General features: G+C 73.6%; 19 protein-coding genes and 1 pseudogene. 9 read left to right on the forward strand and 11 right to left on the reverse strand.

The window, feature by feature from the left end; genetic code table 11:
* Window positions 1–44: 44 nt before the first annotated feature.
* The 4 genes and pseudogenes from KSP35_RS12550 (at window position 45) to KSP35_RS12565 (ending at window position 3,371) form a co-directional block, all read left to right on the forward strand.
* Entirely contained in the window at window positions 45–893 is an 849-nt protein-coding gene (locus tag KSP35_RS12550; RefSeq protein WP_216995881.1) for an ABC transporter ATP-binding protein, read from the forward strand.
* Window positions 890–1,660 carry a hypothetical protein gene (locus KSP35_RS12555; protein WP_216995883.1) on the forward strand — a complete coding sequence of 257 codons (771 nt, stop codon included), beginning with the start codon at window positions 890–892 and terminating at the stop codon, window positions 1,658–1,660. The genes KSP35_RS12550 and KSP35_RS12555 overlap by 4 nt, the downstream gene beginning before the upstream one ends.
* A 57-nt stretch (window positions 1,661–1,717) precedes the next feature.
* Window positions 1,718–1,858 (forward strand): annotated as a pseudogene (locus KSP35_RS25900) (ATP-binding cassette domain-containing protein); the annotation flags it as partial.
* Between the two features lie 94 nt (window positions 1,859–1,952).
* A complete protein-coding gene (locus KSP35_RS12565; protein ID WP_216995885.1) occupies window positions 1,953–3,371 on the forward strand; it encodes an ATP-binding cassette domain-containing protein in 1,419 nt (472 codons plus the stop codon).
* A 178-nt stretch (window positions 3,372–3,549) separates the two neighbouring features.
* On the opposite strand, the gene fdhD is transcribed toward KSP35_RS12565, so the two are convergent.
* On the reverse strand, window positions 3,550–4,341 hold the full coding sequence (gene fdhD / locus KSP35_RS12570; protein WP_216995887.1) for a formate dehydrogenase accessory sulfurtransferase FdhD: 792 nt from the start codon (window positions 4,339–4,341) through the stop codon (window positions 3,550–3,552).
* A 189-nt stretch (window positions 4,342–4,530) separates the two neighbouring features.
* On the opposite strand from fdhD, the gene KSP35_RS12575 reads away from it, so the two are divergent.
* Window positions 4,531–5,052 carry an NUDIX hydrolase gene (locus tag KSP35_RS12575; protein ID WP_216995889.1) on the forward strand — a complete coding sequence of 174 codons (522 nt, stop codon included), beginning with the start codon at window positions 4,531–4,533 and terminating at the stop codon, window positions 5,050–5,052.
* Here the strand turns inward: KSP35_RS12575 and KSP35_RS12580 are convergent.
* The 5 genes from KSP35_RS12580 to ispD all read right to left on the reverse strand — a co-directional run bounded on the left by KSP35_RS12580 (window position 5,045) and on the right by ispD (window position 10,043).
* Window positions 5,045–6,679 (reverse strand): ABC-F family ATP-binding cassette domain-containing protein, encoded by a 1,635-nt coding sequence (locus KSP35_RS12580; RefSeq protein ID WP_216995891.1) that lies wholly within the window; start codon window positions 6,677–6,679, stop codon window positions 5,045–5,047. The genes KSP35_RS12575 and KSP35_RS12580 overlap by 8 nt on opposite strands.
* 169 nt (window positions 6,680–6,848) lie before the next feature.
* Window positions 6,849–7,505 carry an RNA polymerase sporulation sigma factor SigH gene (sigH, locus tag KSP35_RS12585; RefSeq protein ID WP_216995893.1) on the reverse strand — a complete coding sequence of 219 codons (657 nt, stop codon included), beginning with the start codon at window positions 7,503–7,505 and terminating at the stop codon, window positions 6,849–6,851.
* A 325-nt stretch (window positions 7,506–7,830) separates the two neighbouring features.
* A complete protein-coding gene (gene rlmB, locus KSP35_RS12590; protein WP_216995895.1) occupies window positions 7,831–8,613 on the reverse strand; it encodes a 23S rRNA (guanosine(2251)-2'-O)-methyltransferase RlmB in 783 nt (260 codons plus the stop codon).
* Between the two features lie 298 nt (window positions 8,614–8,911).
* Window positions 8,912–9,388 carry a 2-C-methyl-D-erythritol 2,4-cyclodiphosphate synthase gene (gene ispF / locus KSP35_RS12595; protein WP_216995897.1) on the reverse strand — a complete coding sequence of 159 codons (477 nt, stop codon included), beginning with the start codon at window positions 9,386–9,388 and terminating at the stop codon, window positions 8,912–8,914.
* A 4-nt stretch (window positions 9,389–9,392) separates the two neighbouring features.
* The gene (gene ispD, locus KSP35_RS12600) at window positions 9,393–10,043 is read right to left on the reverse strand and encodes a 2-C-methyl-D-erythritol 4-phosphate cytidylyltransferase (protein WP_216995899.1); all 651 of its coding nucleotides are present in this window, start codon (window positions 10,041–10,043) and stop codon (window positions 9,393–9,395) included.
* A 109-nt stretch (window positions 10,044–10,152) separates the two neighbouring features.
* Here ispD and KSP35_RS12605 point away from each other — a divergent pair, with 109 nt between their 5' ends.
* Window positions 10,153–10,812 carry a Crp/Fnr family transcriptional regulator gene (locus tag KSP35_RS12605; protein WP_254126742.1) on the forward strand — a complete coding sequence of 220 codons (660 nt, stop codon included), beginning with the start codon at window positions 10,153–10,155 and terminating at the stop codon, window positions 10,810–10,812.
* Between the two features lie 9 nt (window positions 10,813–10,821).
* Here KSP35_RS12605 and disA read toward each other — a convergent pair whose 3' ends face one another.
* The 4 genes from disA to KSP35_RS12625 form a co-directional block, all read right to left on the reverse strand.
* Window positions 10,822–11,886: a DNA integrity scanning diadenylate cyclase DisA gene (disA, locus tag KSP35_RS12610; RefSeq protein ID WP_216995901.1), complete on the reverse strand. Its 1,065-nt coding sequence runs from the start codon at window positions 11,884–11,886 to the stop codon at window positions 10,822–10,824.
* Window positions 11,887–12,284: 398 nt separating this feature from the next.
* Window positions 12,285–13,643: a DNA repair protein RadA gene (gene radA, locus KSP35_RS12615; protein ID WP_216995903.1), complete on the reverse strand. Its 1,359-nt coding sequence runs from the start codon at window positions 13,641–13,643 to the stop codon at window positions 12,285–12,287.
* A 144-nt stretch (window positions 13,644–13,787) separates the two neighbouring features.
* Window positions 13,788–14,288: a Dps family protein gene (locus tag KSP35_RS12620; RefSeq protein WP_216995905.1), complete on the reverse strand. Its 501-nt coding sequence runs from the start codon at window positions 14,286–14,288 to the stop codon at window positions 13,788–13,790.
* A 169-nt stretch (window positions 14,289–14,457) separates the two neighbouring features.
* Entirely contained in the window at window positions 14,458–16,992 is a 2,535-nt protein-coding gene (locus KSP35_RS12625; protein WP_216995907.1) for an ATP-dependent Clp protease ATP-binding subunit, read from the reverse strand.
* Between the two features lie 350 nt (window positions 16,993–17,342).
* Here KSP35_RS12625 and KSP35_RS12630 point away from each other — a divergent pair, with 350 nt between their 5' ends.
* Window positions 17,343–18,332: a polyprenyl synthetase family protein gene (locus KSP35_RS12630; RefSeq protein ID WP_216995909.1), complete on the forward strand. Its 990-nt coding sequence runs from the start codon at window positions 17,343–17,345 to the stop codon at window positions 18,330–18,332.
* On the opposite strand, the gene KSP35_RS12635 is transcribed toward KSP35_RS12630, so the two are convergent.
* Complete coding sequence (locus KSP35_RS12635) at window positions 18,329–19,660, reverse strand: CapA family protein (RefSeq protein WP_216995910.1); 1,332 nt, start codon at window positions 19,658–19,660, stop codon at window positions 18,329–18,331. The two genes, KSP35_RS12630 and KSP35_RS12635, sit on opposite strands and share 4 nt — an antisense overlap.
* A gap of 110 nt (window positions 19,661–19,770) precedes the next feature.
* Here KSP35_RS12635 and KSP35_RS12640 point away from each other — a divergent pair, with 110 nt between their 5' ends.
* Complete coding sequence (locus tag KSP35_RS12640; RefSeq protein WP_216995912.1) at window positions 19,771–20,922, forward strand: sensor histidine kinase; 1,152 nt, start codon at window positions 19,771–19,773, stop codon at window positions 20,920–20,922.
* Window positions 20,923–20,984: 62 nt separating this feature from the next.
* On the forward strand, window positions 20,985–21,311 hold the full coding sequence (locus tag KSP35_RS12645; protein WP_216995914.1) for a DUF6204 family protein: 327 nt from the start codon (window positions 20,985–20,987) through the stop codon (window positions 21,309–21,311).
* Window position 21,312 lies beyond the last annotated feature (1 nt).

Below are 21,312 nucleotides of genomic sequence, written 5' to 3' on the forward strand. Positions count from 1 at the left end.
CCGTCTCGCACCTCACCAAGTCCCACCGCCGGAGGGGCGCCGTCGTGCACGCGCTGCAAGACGTGTCCTTCTCCGTGGCCGCCGGTGAGGCCGTGGCGCTCGTCGGACCGAACGGGGCCGGGAAGTCCTCCCTGCTCCGGGTGCTCGCCGGCCTGTCGACCCCCGATCACGGTTCGGTGGAGATCGCCGGGCACGGCCTGCCGCAGCAAGCTGCGCAGGCCGTGCTCGGCCTCGGGTGCCTGGTGGATCGACCGGGACTCCTCGGCGGGCTGAGCGGCCACGCCAACCTGGAGGTGATCGCGCGTCGGCACGGGCTCGGCGGCCGACCGGTGACCACGCTGCTCGAGCGGTGCGGCCTGGACCGCTCGGCGTGGGGGCGGCCGGTCTCGGGCTACTCCCTGGGGATGCGCCAGCGCCTCGGGCTGGCGGTGGCGCTCCTGGGCTCACCGTCCACGTTGCTGCTCGACGAGCCGACCACCGGGATCGACGTCGCCGGCACGGGTTGGCTCCGCTCGGTGCTCGAGGAGCACGTGGCCGGCGGCGGATCCCTGCTCCTCGCCAGCCACCACCTGGAGGAGGTCGAGCGGGTGTGCGGATCGACCATCGTCCTGGCCGAGGGCCGAGTGCGCTCCACCGGCTCGCTCGCCGCGATCCGCGCCGCCACGAGGCTGGCCCACGAGCTCCACCCCACGGGAGCCGTCGAGGCTGCCGCGGCGATCCTGCGCGCAGCCGGATGGCTCGTGCGCGCCCACCCCACGCACCTCGAGCTCGACCTCACGCCGTCCGAGGCGGGGGCGGTCAGCCTCGTGCTGGCCGCCCACGGCATCGGCACCACCCGGCTCGCCAGCAGCGAGGCGCTCCTCTCGCGCCTCATCGCCACGGACGAGCGGTGAAGCACCGCCCCTCGCTCGCGGCGCTGGTCGCCGCCGAGTGGACGCGCGTGCGGTGCCGTCCCGTCGTGGGCCGCCTGCCGCTCCTCCTCGGCGCCGCGACCGGCGGGAGCGCCGCGCTCCTGTTCGCCGGCGGCATCGACCTCCACGCCGCCCAGCAGCTGGACGCGGTCTCGGGCACCGTGGCGATGGCCCTCGTGGTCCTGTCGTTCGGGATCGGTGCCGCCACCGTGCAGGACACCTTCACCTCGGGCACGGCCGCCACGGACCACGCCCTCGTCGGGCGCCGCCGCGCCGAACTGGTCGCCCAGCAGGTGGGCGCGGCGGCGTGGCTCGCCGTCCTCGGCCTCGCCGTGCAGCTCGGGCTCGCCACCGGGTTCGTGCTCGGCCATGCGGCGCAGCGGGGGGCGGCCATCAGCGCCGGCGCCTGGCAGCACGCCGTCGTCCTGGCCATGCCCCGGACGGTCGCTGCCGCCGCCCTGGCCGGCGGCCTCGGCGCCAGCACGGTGCAGCTCACGAGGTCGGCACCCGCCGCCCTCGGCGCCCTCGCGACCTGCTTGCTCGTGCTCGACGGGCTGGTCGCCACCCTGGCTCCCGCCGCGGTGGGCCTGATCCTGCCGGACCACCTGTTCGCGCTCGGCAAGGGGTCCACCACCGGTCTGGCAGCCGCCGACTGGTCGGTGACCAGCTCGTCGGTGGCGGCGGTCCTCGGCGTGGTCGCCGTGGCAGGCGTCGCCGCCCTCGTGGAGGGCGCGCGAGACCTGCCCTGAGCGACGGCCGAAACCGTGGGTGCGAGCGGGAGGCCCGTGGGCCACCATGGTCGACCCATGGCCGTCATCAACGTCTCCGGCGCGGCCTACGCGCACCCCGGCGGGTCGACCCTGTTCGAGGACGTCTCCTTCAAGGTCCGCTCGGGCCAGCACGCGGCGCTGGTGGGGGCGAACGGGGTGGGCAAGTCGACGTTGCTGGGCTGCGTGCTCGGCGAGCTCCCGCTGGAGGCGGGGACGGTCAACGTCGACGCCCAGGTCGCCCTGATGCCCCAGGCCATCGGCACCGGACAGGATGCCGCCACCACCGTGCACGAGCTGCTGGTGCGCTACGCCCCCCGCCCAGGTCCGCGACGCCGGCCTGGCCCTCGCCGCGGCAGAGGCCGCCAACGCCGCGTCGCCCACCGACGCCACCGGCATGGCCCTCGCCACCGCGGTCATCGGCTGGGGCGAGGTCGGCGGCTACGACCAGGAGAGCCGGTGGGACGCGTGCTGCGTGCGGGTGCTCGGCAAGCCGCTGGCCGAGGTGGCCGAGCGGCCGATCTCGAAGCTCTCGGGCGGCCAGCGCAAGCGCCTGGTGCTCGAGTCGCTGCTCGGCTCCGATGCCGAGATCCTGCTGCTCGACGAGCCCGACAACTTCCTCGACATCCCCGGCAAGCGGTGGCTCGAGCAGCGCCTGATCGAGTCGAAGAAGACCATCCTGCTCATCAGCCACGACCGGGAGCTGCTCGCCGCCGCGGCCGACGCGGTGATCACCATCGAGGGTCGCGGCGCCTGGACCCACCCCGGGAGCTGGGCCACCTACGACGACGCCCGCACCGCCCGCAACGAGTCGCTGGGCGACGCCCTCGCCCGCTGGAACGCCGAGGAGCGCCGCCTCTTCCACCTGTTCAAGGAGATGAAGCAGCGGGCCTCCTACGCCGAGTCCAGCGCCCGCAAGGCCGAGGTCATGGAGGCCCGCTGGCAGCGCTTCGTCGACGCCGGCCCGCCGCCGCCTCCGCCCACCACCAAGACCGTCCGCATGCGCCTCGACGGTGCCGACAGCGGCAAGATCGCCCTGCGCTGCGAGGGCCTCGAGCTGCTCGGCCTCACCGACCGGTTCGACCTGGAGGTCCACCTCGGCGATCGGGTGGCCGTGCTCGGGCCCAACGGCACCGGGAAGTCCCACCTGCTCCGCCTCCTCGGCGGCGACGCCACCGTGGAGCACGAGGGCGGGTTCCGCCTCGGCGCCCGGGTGCTGCCCGGGCTGTTCCACCAGACCGACGAGCACCCCGAGTTCGCCGGCCGCACGCCCATCGCCATCGTCGGCGACCACGACCTCAACGAGCAGGCCGCCCTCGCCGCCCTCGGCCGCTACGGCATCGCGGAGTGCGGGCCCCGGCCCTACGAGACCATGTCGGGCGGCCAGCGGGCCCGGCTCCAGGTGCTGCACCTGGAGCTGCTCGGCGTGAACCTGCTCCTGCTCGACGAGCCCACCGACAACCTCGACCTCCAGTCGGCCGAGGCCCTGGAGGCGGCGCTGGCCGAGTTCACCGGCACCGTCCTCGCCGTCACCCACGACCGGTGGTTCCTCCGTGGCTTCGACCGCTTCGTGATCCTCGACGCCGATTGCTCGGTCGCCGAGGCGCTCGATCGCGACGCCGCCCTCCACGTCATCACCGACGACGCCGCCTACCCCTTCTCCCCCGCCAAGCTCGTGCCCCTTTCGGCCTGACCAGCGCCCGCCCCGCTGCCGTTCTGTCGGGAGATCCGGGCACCGAGGGGCTGCACCCCCCGACAGAACCGCACCCCTCTGGTTCTGTCGGGAGATGGGGGCGGAAGGGCCCACGTCCCCCCGACAGAACCGGGATGTGGGCAGGCTCGGGCTGTTCAGCGGTCCGACGGCGGTCCGCTCAGGCCTCGGTGTAGAGGTTGAGGCGGCCGGGGCGGGCGAAGCCGGCCAGGGAGATGCCGGCCCGGCGAGCAGCCTCGATGGCCAGCGACGACGGGGCGCTCACCGCCACGATGGTGCCGAAGCCGGCCGCCCACGCCTTCTGCACGATCTCGAAGCTGGTGCGGCCGCTGACGAACAGGCCGAGGCCGGCGGCGGGGAGCGCCCCGTCGAGCAGGAGGCGGCCCACCACCTTGTCGACCGCGTTGTGGCGGCCGATGTCCTCGCGCACCAGCAGCACCTCGCCCTCGGGGGTGAACGCCGCCGCGGCGTGGACGCCCCCGGTGGCGTCGAAGAGCTCCTGCGAGGGCGCCACCCGGTCGGCCATGGCCATCAGCACCTCGGGCTCGATGGCGGGCGCCTCGGCCAGCGGGGTGAGGCGCGCAGTGACCGCGTCGATCTCGTCGGTGCCGCACCAGCCGCAGGACGACGTGGTGGTGGTCAGCCGGGGCGTGGGCTCGGGCGCCTGTCCGCCGGTGTCGACGGTGACGACGTTGAACTTGGTGTCGACCGCGGAACCGGTGGCGCAGTAGCGCACCTGCTGGACCGGCGCCCCGGCCAGCAGCCCGTCGGTGAGGCAGAACCCGACTGCCAGCTCGTAGTCGTGGCCCGGCGTGCGCATGGTGGTGGTCACCCGCACGCCGTCGAGCCGGATCTCCAGCGGCTCCTCGACGATCACCTGGTCCGGTGCGCGCGAGCTGTCGGTCCCCGAGAAGCGCCGCACCAGCTGCTTCGACGTCCGACCCCGAGCCATGCCCGCCAACCTACCGACCACCTCGCCCGGCTCCCCAGGGCCGAACTGGTGAGGGTTCGGGCCCGAACCAGGCGCCCGCACCCACCGGTCCGCGAACCACGCCGAACTGGTGAGGGTTCGGGCCCGGAGCGGGGCCCTGAGCTACCGGTTCGGCGGGCGGCGCGGCTCGCACGCCGTAGCGTCGGGCCGATGTGGTTCTGCGACCAGTGCGGGCGGGAGGCGGCCGGCGGCGATCCCTTGGCCGGCACCGCTCCCACCTGCCCGGAGCACGGGCCGCGCTGGCGGCTGATCCGCAACGCACCGTGCGCCGGCGTCGTCATCGAGCGAGGCGGGCTGCTGCTGCTCGGGAAGCGGGCCAAGCAGCCGTTCCAGGGATGGTGGGAGGTGCCCGGCGGCTTCGTCGAGCGCGGCGAGCACCCCGCCACCGCCGCCGTCCGGGAGGTCCGGGAGGAGCTCGGCATCGACGTCGTGCTCACCGGGCTGGTGGGCATCTACCTCGAGGACAGCGCCCGGGGCGAGAGCCTGCAGGTCACCGTCTACGCCGGCACCACCGACGCCACCACGTGCGTGCCCGACCCCGCCGAGGTCAGCGACTGGGCCTGGTTCGCCCCGGCCGACGTGCCACACGAGCTGGCCGGCCGCCACCGGATCCGCATCGACGACTGGCTCGCCGGCCGCACCGTGCCGCTGCCGGCCGACGGCCTCAGCTGAGCTCGCGCACCTGGCCGGCGGCCACGTCGAGGCGGCGGGTGATCTCGACTCGCTCCAGGAACTGGCGGTCGTGGGTGACCAGCAGCAGGGTGCCGACGTAGCGGCCCAGCGCCTGCTCGAGCTGCTCGATGGCCACCAGGTCGAGGTGGTTGGTGGGCTCGTCGAGCACCAGGCAGTTCACGCCCTCGGCCATGAACAGGGCCAGGTTGGCCCGGGTCCGCTCGCCGGGGGAGAGCAGCTCGGAGGGCCGGCGCACGTGCTCGGCGCCGAGCCCGAACTTGGCCAGCAGCGAGCGGACCTCGTTGAGGGGCTGGCCGGTGGCGTCGAGCACGACGTCGAGCAGGCTGCGCTCGGTGCTGAACCGGTCCCGCCGCTGGCTCAGCTCGCCGATGACCACGCCGGGCCCGAGGTGGGCCTCGCCCGCAGAGAGCTCGGCCCGTCCGAGCAGCGCGTCGAGCAGCGTGGACTTGCCGGCCCCGTTCTCGCCGAGGATGGCCACCCGCTCGGCCCAGCCCACCTCGAGGTCCACCGGCCCGAGCCGGAACGAGCCCCGCTGCACCTCGGCGCCGCGGAGCGTCGAGACGACGTCGCCGCTGCGCTCCGCGGTGCCGATCTCGAACCGGAGCTCCCAGCCCTCCCACGGCTTGTCGACCTTCTCCAGGCGCTCCATGGCCCGCTCGGTGGCCTTGGCCTTGTGGGCCACCTTCTCCGAGTCGGCGCTGTTCTTGAACTTGATGAACTTGTCGGTCTCGCCGCTGTTCTTGGCCTTCTTGACCCCCTGCACCGACCACTCCCGCTGGGTGCGGGCCCGGTCGGTGAGCTCGGACCGCTTCGCCTGGTAGGTGGCGTAGCCCTCCTCGGCGTGGCGACGGGCCGTGGCCCGGGCCTCCTGGTAGGCGGTCCAGCCGCCGGCGTAGAGCGTGCCGGTGTGGTCGTGCTCGTCGAGCTCGTAGACGTGGGTCACCACCCGCTCCAGGAAGGCGCGGTCGTGGCTGACCACCACCGTGGCGGCGCCCAGGCCCAGGAGGAACTCCTCGAGCCGGGCGAGGCCGGCGAAGTCGAGGTCGTTGGTGGGCTCGTCGAGCAGGAACACGTCGAAGCGCGACAGCAGCGTGGCGGCCAGCGACACCCGGGCCGCCTGGCCGCCCGACAGCGTGGCGGTGGGCTGGTCGGCGGTGGCGGCGTCGAGCCCGAGGTCGGCCATCGTGGACCCGATGCGGGCCTCCAGGTCGGGACCGCCCAGGGCCAGCCACCGGTCGAGGGCGTCGGAGTAGCGGTCATCGGCACCGGGCGTCCCGGCCGCCAGGTCGGCGGTGGCCGCTTCCATCTCGGCGGTGGCGGCGGCCACGCCGGTGCGTCGCTCGATGAAGCCGACGACCGACTCGTCCGTGCGACGGTCCGGCTCCTGGGGCAGCAGCCCGACGGTGGCCGCCTTGGGTGCGGTGGCCACCGATCCGGCCTCGGGCGCCAGCTGGCCGGCCAGGACGCGCAGCAGGGTCGACTTGCCGGTGCCGTTGGGGCCGACGACGCCCACCCGCTGGCCGGGGGCCACCGTCAGGTCGAGGTCGGCCAGCACCGGGGCGGCGCCGAAGGAGAGGCTCAGGCCTCGAGCGTGGACGGTTGCCATGGGGTGGCGAGCCTCCCGCGCCGACGGCGTCGGGGCCAAGCCGGTTCCGGGGCGGGACGCCGAACGGGCCACCCGTCCGCCGCCACGAGGGGGTCGTGGCTGCGGGGACGGATGGCCCGGGTGGAGGGAACGGTGCCGCTCGCCGGTGCCAGCGAGGAAGGGGGTCGACTCAGCCGACGGCGTCGAGCACGGCCTGCTCGGCCAGGTGCTGGGACAGCTTGCGCTTCACCCGCTGGAGGGCGTTGTCGACCGCCTTCACGTGGCGCCCGACCTCCTCGGCGATCGTGTCGTACGAGGCGCCAGCCACGTAGCGGGTCAGGACCTGGACCTCGAGGTCCGACAGGTTGGCGGCCAGCACGGCGTGCGTGGCGGCCACGTCCTCGCGGTCGACGAGCTGCTCGAGCGGGTCCGACAGGGGGTCGGCGGCGATGAGCAGGTCCTCGTCGGAGCGGTCGTCGTTGTCGTCGGCCCGGGTGGCCGAGAAGGAGATCGACTGGTTGAGCGGCACGTGCTTCTTGCGGGTGGCCGTCTTGATGGCGGTGATCAGCTGGCGGTTGATGCACAGCTCGGCGAAGGCCCGGAAGGAGGCCTGCAGCTCGGGGCGGAAGTCGCGGACCGACTTGTAGAAGCCGATCAGCGCCTCCTGCTCGAGGTCGTCGCGATCGCCGCCCACCAGGAAGAAGCCCCGGCTGCGGGAGCGGACGAAGCGCCGGTAGCGCTCGACCAGCACGTCGAAGGCGTCGCTGTCGCCGGCCTGGGCGGCGGCGACGAGCTCGAGGTCGGTCGCGGTGGCGGTGATGGCCCGACGGGCCCGGCGTGCGGTCATGGGGTGCTCCTGCGAAGGCTGCGTCGTTGGGGGGTGACGATGGGGTGTGGTTTGAAGGAGTTCGTCCGCTTGGTGCGGAAGAACTAGTTCTTATCAACCACGACCGGCTTCAGGTGTCAAGCGTCACCGAGGCTCCGATTCCCGTGACCGAGCGTGGCCGAAAGGGCGCACAGCGTCACCGAAACAGCATCTGACCTGCGGAGACGCGTCAGGTCAACGACACTGACGAACCCATCAGTACGGCCAAAAGAATTTTGCAGGAATCGGCGCGCGTGGAGAAGGGGTGCCCGCCGCCGCTACGGGCCACCCGGACGGGTGACCGGCCTCAGCGACCCCGGGCGACCTCGAAGCAGGCCAGCGCGCCGGCCGTGCCCACGTTCAGGCTCGAGAGCCGGCCCCGCATGGGGATCGACACCAGCTCGTCGCAGCGCTCGCGCACCAGCCGGCTGATGCCGGGCCCCTCGGCGCCGAGGACGAGGGCGACGGCACGGGCGCCCAGGTCGAGGTCCCAGATGGGCTTCTCGGCGCGCTCGTCGAGGCCGATCACCCACACGCCCTCGGCCCGCAGGTCTCGGATGGCGGTGGGCAGCCCGCCCACGGTGGTCATGGGGATGTGCTCGACGGAGCCGGCGGCCGCCTTGGTGACCGCCGGGGTGATGTGCACGGCGCGGTGCTGGGGCAGCACGATGCCGGTGACGCCGGCGCACTCCGCCGAGCGCAGCAGCGCCCCCAGGTTCCCGGGGTCGGTGATGCCGTCGCTCAGGATCAGGAACGGGGCGGGCAGGCCCGGCTTGGTGTGGATCAGCTCGTCGAGCGACACCTCGGGGATGGGCCGGGCGAAGCCGAGCACCCCTTGCGGCGCGCCGGTGCGGGCCGCGGCGTCGAGCTTGCCCCGACCCACCAGCTTCAGCAGCACCCGGGCCTCGGCCGCCAGCTCGCGGATGTCGTCGAGCACGGGGGCCGGGTCGAGGTCCGACGCCATCCAGATCTCGCGCACCTCGCGGCGGTTGGCCAGCAGCAGCTCGCGCACGGCCTGGCGCCCCTCGACCTGCTCGCCGCCGAGGCCGAGCTTCGTCGACTGGCGGGGCTTGGTGGCCTGGGGGCCCATGGGGCTGAGCGCGTTGCGCGCCTTGCCACCGGGGCGCGGCGGCCGGTTCCGGCCCCCGCCGGCCGGTGCCGCGCTGCGGCCCCCGGCGCTGGCCCCGCCCCGCCCGGCACCACCGCTGCGACCGCCGGCGGCGGGCTTGCCCCGGCCACCAGCCGGCGCGCCCTTGCCACGGCCGCCACCACCCGCGGGGCCCTTGCCGCGACCCGACCCGCCCCGGCCACCACCGGCGGGGCTCATCGCCCGGCCTCGTTCGCGCTCGGGCACGGCGTGCTCACGGTCAGCTCCATCACGGTCTCCATCAACCTCTCGTCACGACGGCGACGGCCCAGCAGGCCACGCCCTCACCTCGGCCCAGTGCGCCGAGCCCTTCGGGCCGACGGCCCTTCACGGTGACCGGCGCGCCCACGGCGGCCGACAACCGGTCCTGCATCTCCTGGCGCACGGGCGCCAGCTTCGGGTGGTCGGTGACCACCGAGGCGTCGATGTTGCCCGGTTCCCACCCCTCCTGGCGAACCCGACGGGTGGCCTCGGCCAGGATCTCGATGCTGTCGGCGCCCGCCCAGGCCGGATCGGTGTCCGGGAAGTGCTGGCCGATGTCGCCCAGCCCGGCGGCCCCGAGGAGGGCGTCGGCGCAGGCGTGGGCCACCGCATCGGCGTCGCTGTGGCCCTTCAGGGCCCGGTCGCTCTCGAACGTGACGCCGCCGAGCACGAGGGGGCGCTCGGCGTCGTCGACGAACGGGTGGACGTCGAAGCCCTGGCCCACGCGGATCTGCACGCCGCTACCGGCTCTCGAGGAGGGCTTCGGCGACCAGCAGGTCGTCGGGCTCGGTGATCTTGAGGTTCCAGCGCTCGCCCTGCACGAGGCGCAGCCTCCCACCTCCGGCGGCCACCAGCGAGGCGTCGTCGGTGGCCTCGGGCCGGCCGGCGTGCACGCGCCGCAGCGCCTCGGCCCCGAACCCCTGCGGCGTCTGCACGGCCCGCAGCCCGTCGCGGTCGACCGGTCCGCCCTTGCTGTCGCAGACGGTGTCGACCACCGCGGTCACCGGGACCGCTGCGTCGGCCCCGGCCAGCACCGCGTCGACCACCGCCCGGAAGAGGGCGTGGGTGGCGAGCGGCCGGGCCCCGTCGTGGACCAGGACCACGGCGGCGTCGGCGGGCACGGCGGTCAGGCCGGCGCGCACCGAGCCCGAGCGGGTGTCGCCCCCGGCCACCACCACGTCGACGGCCGGCTCGGGGTCGCCGGCGTCGGCGTGCGGCACCACCAGCACGATCCCGTCGGCCACCGAGCGGGCGACGTCGATGGACCAGTCGAGCACCCGCCGGCCGGCCAGCGGGGCGTACTGCTTGGCGGCGCCGAAGCGCTGGCCGGAGCCGGCGGCGACGAGGACCACCCACACCGGGGCAGCAGGCTGGAGCGGGGCACCGGACATGGCGAGAGGCTACGGCCTGGCCCGCCGCAAGCCCGCCGAACGCCCTCCGCGCGGGGGGCTCGGCGACGCCGGTCACCAGAGACCTCCGTCACTCGGTACCATCCCTCCCGTGGTGGACATCGACCTCCTGCAGGATGTGGAGCTCTTGGCTGAGCTCACCGACGACGAGATGGCCCGCGTGGCCGCCTCGGCGATGAGCGCCCGATACCTGCGGGGCGACGTGGTGTTTGCCGAAGAGGACGAGCCCGACCGCCTGTGCGTGGTCGCCTCGGGCCGCATCGCCATCGCCAAGCGCTCCGTCGACGGGCGCGAGTCCATGGTCGCCCTCATGGAGCGAGGCGACGTGTTCGGCGAGATGGGCCTGTTCGACGGCGGCAGCCGCTCGGCCGAGGCTCGGGCCCTGGAGCCCTCCGAGCTCGTCGAGCTGCCGTACGCGCCGCTCAAGGCCGTCTACGAGAGCCGCCCGGCGCTGCTGTGGGGCGTGGTGCGCCTCCTGGCCGGCCGCCTCCGCAACACCGACTCCGCCCTGGCCGACAGCGTCTTCCTCGACGTCACCGGCCGCACCGCCAAGCGCCTGCTGGAGCTGGCCGGCGAGGCCGACGAGTTCGCCCTGCCCATCACGCAGGAGGAGCTGGCCGGCATGGTCGGGGCCTCCCGTGAGCGGGTCAACAAGGCCATCGCCAGCTTCGTCCGCCTCCGCTGGATCGAGCAGCAGGACCGCCGCTACCGCATCACCAACCGCGAAGAGCTCGAGCGCCGCGCCCGCTAGGGCTGCTCGCTAGTAGCGGTCGAGGATGGCCGACTCGGCCAGCCTCGAGAGGCCGTCCTTGATGGCCTTGGCCCGGGTGGCACCCACGCCCTCGACGTCGTCGAGGTCGTCGATGGTCGCCCGCATGACCTTCTGCAGGCTGCCGAAGCGAGCCACGATGTTCTCGGTGATCTGGTCCGGCAGCCGCGGGATGCGAGACAGGAGCCGGTAGCCCCGAGGCGCCACCGAGGCGTCGAGCGCCGCGGTGGGCAGGCGCAGGGCGTTCACCAGCTCGGCGGGATCGATGAGGTCCTCGGTGGTGAGCGCCGAGAGCGCGCCGAGCACGGAGTCGAGCGGGACGGAGCGGTCGTCGCCGCGGTAGTCGCGCACGATGTGGCGGCGGTCGTGCTCGACGCCGCCCATGAGCTCCACCAGCTGGAGGCGGACCATGCGGCCCTCCTCGCCCAGTTCGATGATGTAGCGCTCGATCTCCTCGGCGATGCGCTCGACGCCCTCGATGCGCTGGAGCACGTTCACGACGTCGCGGATGGTGACGAGGTCCTCGACCTCGAGCTGCGAGAGCGAGCCGGCGTCGACGTCGAGCCGGTTGCGGTAGCGCTCGAGGGTGGAGATGGCCTGGTTGGCCCGGTTGACCACGCGGGGGATGGGCTCGATCTCGTGCTTGTCGTCGCCGACGTAGACCGAGATGGTGTTCATCCGCTGCGACACCGTGACGACGGGGACGCCGAGCGAGCGGGCCACCCGCTCGGCGGTGCGGTGGCGGGTGCCGGTCTCGGAGGTGGGGACCGAGGAGTCCGGCACCAGGTGGACGTTGGCCCGGGCGATGCGGCTGCCGTCGCGGGCGAGGATGATGGCGCCGTCCATCTTGGCCAGCTCCGAGAGGCGCTGCGGGCTGAACGCGGCGTCGAGCAGGAAGCCGCCCGAGCAGATGTTGAGCACGTCGGGCCCGTCGCCCACCACCAGCAGCCCGCCCATGCCCGCCTGCAGGATGCGGTCGATGCCGTCCCGCAGCATCCGGCCCGGCGCGACCTGCGCCAGCGCGGCGCGGAGCTCGGGACCGTAGCGGGACTGCATCTCCAGAGGGTACTGGCCGACCCCGCTGGTCAGCTCGGATGGCCCCCGCCGTCCGTCACGCCGATCTGTCCCCTCCGCTCCGCCCGGTCACGCCTCCCCCTCCCCCGTCGACTCCCCCTCCCCCTCCGAACTTGTGGGCCCAGAGCGCCGAAAACGGAAGCGTGGGCCCACAAGTTCGGGGGGGAGGAGCGGGGCACGTCGAAGGTGCAGGGCGACGAAGGTCGGGCGCGACGGCGACCCATCGAACTTGTGGGCCCAGAGCGCCGAAAAGGGAAGCGTGGGCCCACAAGTTCGAGGGGGTGGGGCGGGGCGCGACGAAGGGGGGCGCGACGAAGGGTGGGGCCGCGGCGGCGGTGGGGCGCGACGGGCGGCGGGAGGTCGCCGGCCAGGCGGCGGGGTCAGCTCGGGAGGAGGCCGAGGCGGGACACGGCCTCCGCCAGGGTGCCGACGCGGATCTCCTGGACGCCGGCCGGCGCCGCCGGGGCCGAGATGGGCACGACGGCCCGGTGGAAGCCCAGGCGGGCCGCCTCCGACAAGCGACGGGGCGTGTGGGCCACCTGGCGCAGCTCGCCGCCGAGGCCGACCTCACCGCACGCCACGAGGTCCCCCGGCACGGGCACCCCGGTGAGCGAGGACACGATGGCCAGGCCCAGGGCGAGGTCGACGCCCGGCTCCACCACCTTCACACCGCCGACGGCCAGGGCGTAGACGTCGTGCTTGGTGGTGGACACGCCCACCCGCTGCTCCAGCACGGCCAGCAGCAGCGACAGGCGCCCGTTGTCGAGCCCGGTGGCCGAGCGGCGCGGGGAGGGGAGGTTCGAGCTCGCCGCCAGCACCTGGAGCTCCACCAGCAGCGGCCGGTGGCCCTCGATGGTGGGGACCACCACCGAGCCGGCGATGCCCACCCGCCGGTCGGCCAGGAACAGGCCGCTGGGGTCGGGCACGCCGATGAGGCCCTTCTCGGTCATCTCGAACAGGCCCAGCTCCTGGGTGGAGCCGAAGCGGTGCTTGACCACCCGCAGCAGCCGCAGGGCGTGGTGGCGATCGCCCTCGAAGGCGAGGACCGTGTCGACCACGTGCTCCAGCACCCGGGGACCGGCCAGGTTGCCGTCCTTGGTGACGTGGCCCACCAGGACGATGGCGCAGCCCCGGGCCTTGGCCTCCTGCACCAGGCGGTGGCTGCACTCGCGCACCTGCCCCACCGAGCCGGGCGCCGAGGTCAGGTCCGGGTTCACCAGCGTCTGGATGGAGTCGATCACCACGAGGTCGGGCTGGACCTGGTCGATGGCTCCCACCACCTGGGCGATGCCGATCTCGGCGGCCAGCCACAGCCGGGGGTGCAGCGCGCCCAGTCGCTCGGCCCGCAGGCGGATCTGCTGGGGCGACTCCTCCCCCGACACGTAGAGCACCTTCCGCCCCGACGACGCCACCTCGGCGGCCGCTTGGAGCAGCACGGTGGACTTGCCGATGCCCGGCTCCCCGCCGAGCAGGGTGACCGAGCCGGGAACCAGGCCGCCGCCGAGCACCCGGTCGAGCTCGCCCACGCCGGTGGGGCGGGCCACGAACTCGGTGGGGTCGACCTCGGCGATGGGGATCGGCGCGCTGGTGGGCGCCAGCAGCGAGACCCGGCCGACGGCGGGACCGTCGGTCTCCTCGACCAGGGTGCCCCACGCCTCGCACCCGTTGCAGCGGCCGGTCCACTTCGGCTCGGACGCGCCGCACTCGGAGCAGCGGAAGACGGAGCGGACCTTGGCCATGGGCACCACCGTACCGAACGGGGATGACAGGAGAACGCGTGTTCGCTCCCCGGGCGCGACGAGGCCCCGCCGGCGGGTGGCGGGGCCTCGTGAGCGCGCGGCCTGCGGGTGGGGGGGACCCGGGCTGCGGCGGTGCTGCGGCGGTCAGCTGCTGATGTTGCCGCTCTTGTCCTCGAGGTGGGCCCGGACGAACCAGTGGAACAGCTCCAGCTGGTTGGTCTGCCCGATGAGGAGGTCCTCGGTGACGGGATCGATGTCGCCGGAGATCTTGATCGCCTTGCGGTGGTCCTCGATGAGGCCGACGTAGACGTGGTCCAGGGCGGCGAGGTGCTCGTGGGTGAGCGCCCGGTCGAGCTTGTAGTCGTCCCAGGTGCGCTCGGACACGACGGCGCCGGGGGTGCCCTTGGGCGAGCCGCCCAGGGTGGCGATGCGCTCGGCCACGGCGTCGACCATGGCGGCGACCTCGGCGTACTGCGGGTCGATCATCTCGTGGACGCCGATGAAGTTCGGGCCGACCACGTTCCAATGGATGTGCTTCAGGGTGAGCTGGGTGTCGAGCAGGGCCACGAGCCGGTTCTGGAGCGCGTCGCGCACCTTGGAGGCCTCGGCTTCGTCGAGTCCAGGAGCGGTGTACGAGCTGGGCATCGGGGGTTCCTTCCGTGCGGAGGGTTGCGGGTGCAGGTCCCCCTTCCCCCCTCGCGCCGAGACATGCCTCCCGTCGCCGACTGGTCCGGGCGCGACGGGGCCCCGCTTCGCAGCGGGGCCCCGTTCGGTTCGTTCGTGCTCCAGCGGTCGGTGCGACCGCCGACCGGGGTCACTCCGGGGCGGCCTCGGCGAGCTCCGGCGTGGCCGGGGGCTCGAAGCCCTCGACCGAGCGGAACACGATCTCGTCCTTGCCGGTCTCGGCGTCCGGCTCGGCGTCGACGATGATGATCTCGCCGGCCCGGAACTGCTTGTAGAGCAGGCGCTCCGAGAGCGGGTCCTCCACCAGCCGCTGGATGGCCCGGCGCAGCGGACGGGCGCCGAGGGTGGGGTCGTAGCCCCGGTCCACCAGCACCTTCTTCGCCGCCTCGGTCAGCTCGATGCCGATGCCCTGCGCCTCGAGCTGGACGCTCGTGCGCTTGATGAGCAGGTCGACGATGACGGTGACCTCGGACTTCGACAGCTCGTGGAAGACGATGGTCTCGTCGATGCGGTTCAGGAACTCCGGCCGGAAGTGGTTCTTCAGGGCGTCGTTGACCTTCTCCTTCATCTTCTCGTAGGAGACCGCCTCGTCGTTCTTGCCGAAGCCGACGTTGGCCTTGCGCAGGTCCTGGGTGCCCAGGTTCGAGGTCATGATCAGCACGGTGTTGCGGAAGTCGACCGAACGGCCCTGGCTGTCGGTGAGCCGGCCCTCCTCCAGGATCTGGAGCAGCGTGTTGAAGACGTCCGGGTGGGCCTTCTCGATCTCGTCGAAGAGGACCACGGAGAACGGCTTGCGGCGGACGGCCTCGGTGAGCTGGCCGCCCTCCTCGTAGCCCACGTAGCCGGGGGGCGAGCCCACCAGGCGGCTGACCGTGTGCTTCTCCATGTACTCCGACATGTCGAGGCTGATCAGGCTGGACTCGTCGCCGAAGAGGAACTCGGTGAGGGTCTTGGCCAGCTCGGTCTTGCCCACGCCCGAGGGGCCCAGGAAGATGAACGAGCCGCTGGGGCGCTTCGGGTCCTTGAGGCCGGCCCGGGTGCGGCGCACGGCCTGGGAGACGGCCTTGATGGCGTTCTCCTGGCCGATGACCCGCTTGTGGAGCTCGTCCTCCATGCGGAGGAGCTTGGCGGTCTCCTCCTCGGTCAGCTTGTAGACCGGGATGCCGGTCCAGAGCGAGAGGACCTCGGCGATGGACTCCTCGTCCACCTCGTCGAACAGGTCGACGCCGGAGGCCTTGATCTCGGTCTCCTTGGCCTCCTTCTGGCCGAGGAGCTCCTTCTCCTTGTCCCGGAGGCGCCCGGCCTCCTCGAAGTTCTGGGCCTCGACGGCTTCCTTCTTCTGCTGGACGACCTGGGCGATCGAGTTCTCGAGCTCCTTGTAGTCCGCAGGGGTCTCCATGCGCTTGATGCGCAGGCGGGAGCCGGCCTCGTCGATGAGGTCGATGGCCTTGTCCGGCAGGTGCCGGTCGGCGATGTAGCGGTCGGCCAGGTTGGCCGCCGCCACGAGGGCCTGGTCGGTGATGGTGACCCGGTGGTGCGACTCGTAGCGGTCGCGCAGGCCCTTCAGGATCTCGATGGTGTGGGCCACCGTGGGCTCCTCGACCTTCACCGGCTGGAACCGTCGCTCGAGGGCGGCGTCCTTCTCGAGGTGCTTGCGGTACTCGTCGAGCGTGGTGGCGCCGATGGTCTGCAGCTCGCCCCGGGCCAGCATGGGCTTGAGGATCGAGGCGGCGTCGATGGCGCCCTCGGCGGCACCGGCGCCCACGAGGGTGTGGATCTCGTCGATGAACAGGATGATGTCGCCGCGGGTGCGGATCTCCTTGAGCACCTTCTTGAGGCGCTCCTCGAAGTCGCCCCGGTAGCGGGACCCGGCCACGAGGGCGCCGAGGTCCAGGGTGTAGAGCTGCTTCTGGTGGAGGGTCTCGGGCACGTTGTCCGCGGCGATGGCCTGGGCCAGGCCCTCGACGATGGCCGTCTTGCCGACGCCGGGCTCGCCGATGAGCACCGGGTTGTTCTTGGTGCGGCGGCTGAGGACCTGCATGACCCGCTCGGTCTCGCGGGCCCGGCCGATGACCGGGTCGAGCTTCTTGTCCTTGGCGAGCTGGGTGAGGTTGCGACCGAACTGGTCCAGCACGAGCGAGCCCGAGGGCGTCTCGCCGCTGGCCCCGCCGGTGGCGGCACCGGCCTTGTCGCCGCTGGCGCCGCCCTGGCCCGGCTGGCCGGAGCCGGAGTAGCCGGAGAGGAGCTGGATGACCTGCTGGCGCACCCGGGACAGGTCGGCTCCGAGCTTCACCAGCACCTGGGCGGCCACGCCCTCGCCCTCACGGATGAGGCCGAGGAGGATGTGCTCGGTGCCGATGTAGTTGTGGCCGAGCTGCAGCGCCTCGCGGAGCGACAGCTCGAGGACCTTCTTGGCCCGCGGGGTGAAGGGGATGTGGCCGCTGGGCGACGAGCCGCCCTGGCCGATGATCTCCTCGACCTGGCTGCGCACGCCCTCCAGCGAGATGCCGAGGGACTCGAGGGCCTTGGCGGCGACGCCTTCGCCCTCGTGGATCAGCCCGAGCAGGATGTGCTCGGTGCCGATGTAGTTGTGGTTGAGGAGGCGAGCCTCTTCTTGGGCCAGGACCACCACACGGCGGGCCCGGTCGGTAAAGCGTTCGAACATGTTGTCCTGCCTCCCAGACTTGGCGGGAAATCGTAGAGCGATCCTACCGCCCCGCCTCCCCCACCCGGTCGGCACACGTGACCGCTTCGTGAACTCCCGGTCACCTCGCTGCAGATGACCTGCTCACGGACCTGGCCGCTGGCGGACGCGCCGCCGGCCGGCCCCGATCGGTGCGGTCCGAGCGGGCCGCCGGGCCGCTCGGACCGCCCGACCCGCCGGGACCCGCCGGGGTGGGGAGCGCTCCGAAGGTAGGAGCCGCCCGGCCGGCGTCGCATGGGGGAAACCACGGAACCGGCCCCTCGGCCCGGGCGGGGTGGGGGCCGGGCGGGCGCGGCCCGTAGCCTCGCCGGATGGCCGAGAACCCCCTGCTGGCGCTGCCGCACGTCGAGACCGACCGCCTCCGGGTGGAGGAGGAGCTGCGGGCCGCGGTCAGGGCGCCCACCGAGGCCATGACCGAGATGGCGAGCCACCTCATCGGGGCCGGCGGCAAGCGGGTGCGGCCCCTGTTCGCCGTGGCCGCCGCGGCCTGCGGCGCCGGCGGCGACGGGCCCGCCTCGCTCGAGGTGGTGCGTGGCGGCGTGTCGGTGGAGCTGGTGCACCTCGGCTCGCTCTACCACGACGACGTGATCGACGAGGCCACCACCCGGCGCGGCGTCGAGAGCGTGAACTCGCGCTGGGGCAACCTCCGGGCCATCCTCGCCGGCGACTTCCTGCTGGCCAAGGCGTCGGAGATCGCCGCCTCGCTGGGCACCGAGGTGGCCGGCCTGCTCGCCGCCACCATCGGCCGCCTCTGCGAGGGCGAGGTCATGGAGCTGCAGGACGCCTACCAGGTCACCCGCACCGAGGCCGCCTACCTGGCCTCCATCGACGGCAAGACCGCGTCGCTGCTGTCGTCGGCCTGCCGCATCGGCGGCATCGTGGCCGAGCTCCCCCGCCCCGAGATCGACCGGCTCACCGAGTTCGGCACCGCCTACGGCATGGCGTTCCAGATCGTCGACGACATCCTCGACGTCATCGCCACCGACGAGCAGCTCGGCAAGCCCGCCGGCCACGACCTGGTGGAGGGCGCCTACAACCTCCCCGTGCTGCGGGCCCTGGCCGGCCCCTCGGGCGCCGAGCTGGGCGACCTGCTCGGCACGCCCATCCAGGGCGAGACCTGGGAGCGGGCCCGCACGCTGGTGCGGGAGAGCTCGGCCATCGACGAGTCGGTGGAGGTGGCGGAGCAGTACGTCGCCCAGGCCATCGACCTGCTGGCGCCGCTGGAGGACCGGCCGGCCGCGGTCGCCCTCCAGGGCGCCTCGCGCCACCTGCTCGAGAGCCTGGCCGCCGTCCGGGGCTAGGGCTTGGGGGCGAGGGCCACGCCGGGGTTGGCGGGGGTGTCGAGGACGGCTGCGGTCCGGTCGTAGGACGCCGAGAGCTCGGCGCGCAGGCCCGCCGGCGTGGCGGGGTCCTTCAGGGTGTCCACCACCGGCAGCACGCGGAACGAGCCCGGCTCCACCCAGGTCGGGATGCCCTCGACGCCGGAGACCTTCCAGCGCCCGTCCTGTCGGGTGGCGGTGACCCGCACCGTGAGGCCGTCGCGCCGCGATGCCTGGCTCTGGTTCGAGAGCTGGTTGCCCATGCCCCACACCACGAAGGTTCCTTCGACCTGCTGGATGGGCTGCACGACGTGGGCGTGGGCGCCGATGATCACGTCGATGTCGGTCGACGGCAGGAGCTGCGCGGCGACGTCGCGCTGGTACTGGTCCGGCTCGGCGTGGTACTCGGTGCCCCAGTGGAGGCTGACCACCACCAGGTCGGCCCCTTCGGCCTTGGCTCGTGCGGCGTCCGCCTCGATCATCGGCACGTCGATCTGCTTGACCGACCAGGGGGCGTCGGCCGGGATGGCGTAGCCGTTGAAGCCGTAGGCGTAGCTGAGGTGGGCCACCCGCACGCCCTGCACGTCGTAGGTGGTGATCGTGTTCGCCTCGTCCTGGGTGCGGGCCGTGCCGGCGTGCTTCAGGCCGTCCTGGTCGAAGCGGTCGAGGGTGGCCTGGATGCCGGCCCGCCCCCGGTCGAGGGCGTGGTTGGAGCCGTTCGAGCAGCCGTCGTAGCCGGTGGCGCGGGCGGCGTCGGCCAGCTCGGGCGGCGAGCCGAACGACGGGTAGCTGCTGACCGCCTGGCCCGGCGGGGCGATGGGCACCTCCATGTGGCAGATGGCGACGTCGGCCCCGCTGACGATCGGCTTCATGGGCGCCAGCATCGGGTCGTAGTCGTACGGCTTGCCGGACTGCCGCCCGTAGCGGGCGGCCTCGGCGTTGACCGGGCCGTGGGGCAGGAGGTCGCCGGCGAAGACCAGCGAGATGGCGCCCGACTTCGGCCCCTTCGACCCCTTGGGCGGCTTCGTGGTCGTGGTGGCCTTCGGCCCCGTGGTGGTGCTGGCGCCGACGGCCGACGTCCCGGGCGCGGCGTCGGTCGGTGCGGAGCCCTGTGTGGGTGGGGCGGCGGTGGTGGAGGTCCCCCTTCCAGAGGCCACCGAGGAGCCGTCGTCGTCCTGGGCGAAGGTGGCCACGGCGAGCGCCAGCAGGACCACGGCCAGCACGGCACCCACGACGACGAAGATGCGGCGGTCGTGCGGGTGCGGCTCCGTCGCGCCGCCGGAGTTCGGTCCCTCGTCGCTCCCGGCCATCGGCGATCCACGCTAACGGTGACGCTGCCGCCGAACCGGACATGGCGGTCGGCGAGGCTCGCTGCACCGACGCCCGGCCGCCGAGGCCCGGGGAGCCGTACGATCCGCCCATGGCGCTGACCAGCTCCCGGCGCACCGGCGCGGCCTCGGCCCCGACCTCGGCCCACGCCGGCCCCACCGACCTGGAGTGGGGCGTGGCGCGGGGCATCGCGGTGTTCCGGGCCCTCGCCTGGGCGTGGGCCGTCGCCGTCCTCGGCATCACGCGGGCCGACCTCTCCCACCGGCTGGTCGCCGTGGCGCTGCTGGGCGTCGCCCTGGTCTTCACCGTGGTGGGCTTCGAGGGGTCGATCCGGCGCCGTCGGTGGCTGTTCCACCCGGCCGTCGTGGCCACCGAGGTGGCCTTCGGCGCCGTGCTGCTGGTGGCCGACGGCGGGGTCTACGACCAGTTCCACGGGCAGACCTTCGGGTCGGCGTGGCCCGTGGCCGGGGTGCTCATGGCCGGCGTGGCCGCCGGCGGGTCGGGCGGTGCGGCGGCGGGCATCGTGCTCGGCTTCGGCCGGTACTACGGCAACCGGATCGCCCCGTACCCCTGGGCCTCGGCCCTCGGCCTGTGGTCGAGCGCCGTGCTGTTCACCATGGCAGGCGCCGCCGGCGGTGCGGTGATGACGTCGGTCCGCCGAGCAGAGGACGCGGTGGCCCGGGCGCGGGCCCGGGAGGAGTTCGCCCGCACCCTCCACGACGGCGTGCTCCAGACCCTGGCCGTCGTGCAGCGCCGCTCCACCGACGACGAGCTGGTGGCGCTGGCGCGCGACCAGGAGATCGACCTGCGGGCCTTCCTCGCCGGCGACCGCCCGAGCACCGACGACCTCGGCACGGCCCTGCGCGCCGCCGCCGCCCACGTCGAGCGGCGCGACGGGTTGCGGGTCTCGGTGCTCTTCGTCGACGAGGACCACGCGCCCGTCCACCCCGACGTGGTGGGGGCCCTGGCCGGGGCCGTGGGCGAGGCGCTCACCAACGCCGCCAAGCACGGCGCGGCCGCTCGGGCGACGGTCTTCGTCGACGTCGACGACCACGTCTTCTGCTCGGTGAAGGACGACGGGCGGGGCTTCGACCCGGCGACGGTCACCGAGGGCATGGGCACGGTGGGCTCCATGCGCGGCCGCCTCGCCGAGGTGGGCGGCACCACCGAGGTCGACGGGCGCCCGGGCCACGGCGTCGAGGTCCGCCTGCACGCCCCGCTCAGGCCCCGCCGAGCCGGCTGAAACCGGCTGCCGGCCGCAGCGGCACCGGGTCTACGGTCACCCGGCCGACAGGAGGCACCACCATGACCAAGATCTACCGGGCCGTGGTCCGCGGCCAGTTCCACGACCTCACCCCCGAGGCCCGGGCCACCCTGGCCGCGGAGGCCGAGGACCACACCGTGTTCCGCTCGGCCTTCACGCCCGAGGGCACCCTGACCTACGACGAGCGCCTGCACTTCTTCAACGTGCGCCACGAGCTGCGCGAGCGCGGCGACGACGGGCCCGGCGCGCTGGCGGCCGCGGCCACCGAGCGGGCCCTCGCGCTGGTGCGCGAGCGCCTCGATGCCCGAGGCTTCGGCTACAAGGACCTGAAGGTCACCCTCACCGACATGGCGTCGGTCTGGGAGTGAG

The sequence above is a fragment of the Aquihabitans sp. G128 genome (assembly GCF_019048865.1).
In the GTDB taxonomy this organism is placed as follows: Bacteria; Actinomycetota; Acidimicrobiia; order Acidimicrobiales; family Iamiaceae; genus Aquihabitans.